This is a genomic window from Protofrankia sp. Cr1, assembly GCF_963555865.1.
Classification (GTDB): Bacteria; Actinomycetota; Actinomycetes; order Frankiales; family Frankiaceae; genus Protofrankia.
Genome location: NZ_CAUVXO010000254.1, coordinates 4,074 through 4,769, shown reverse-complemented (window position 1 = coordinate 4,769; position 696 = coordinate 4,074). Strand labels below are relative to the sequence as shown.

The following is a 696-nucleotide window of genomic DNA, read 5'->3' as shown; positions in this document are numbered from 1 at the left end:
TACCAGTGCACTGAGCCCGGCAACGTCGTTGTGAACAAGCCGCCATGCTCGCATGTTGGGCCAGGATCGCGTGGCGCCATGAAGATCGCGAGCAAACTTGAGGCGTACCTGGGCAGGGGTCTTGCGAGTGAATGTACCATAGACTGCATAGCAGGTCCCTGATTCCATTCCCCAGCCGTCGCATTTAAAGTCACCATGCTTTCCTACCGGCCTTACTTCGGCGAAGTCATCGCCGTCAACGGCCTTCATGACCTGTTGAAACAAGCGTTGGAAACATTCACCGGACTCCTGCCCGACCAACTCCTTGAAACGCAGTTCGCCCCATAGTTGCTCGACCCAGTCCGGCAGATCCACAACCGTTCCTCTCGACGCCCCGAAACCTTCGCTGCTAACGACTATAGGACGATGAGCTGTATTAGCCGCATCGGCGGCAAAACGATGGGCAACTCGTCCGAGAGGCGGCCAGAGGGTCGTCCAGCCGAGCCAACCGGCCTATACTGAGCCGGCCGCTACCTCGATCAGCGGTCCGGCCTGGGCCCTCGGACAGCCGGGGCACGGATCGGAACGATCTTTAGTCCAGCTGCGGACGGGCTCTAAGCGCTGCCGGTTGGCGCATCTGCGGCGCCAAGGATTCGGCGGCGGGGATGGGCGGCGGTGTAGCCAGGCCAGGTGAGCAACATCGTGGGGGGCTTCCGC

Annotated in this window: 1 pseudogene; it reads right to left on the bottom strand. The window is 61.4% G+C overall.

Annotation, left to right across the window (positions count from 1 at the left end):
* Positions 1-354: pseudogene (locus tag U9980_RS18065) on the bottom strand (hypothetical protein); the annotation flags it as partial.
* Positions 355-696: the final 342 nt, after the last annotated feature.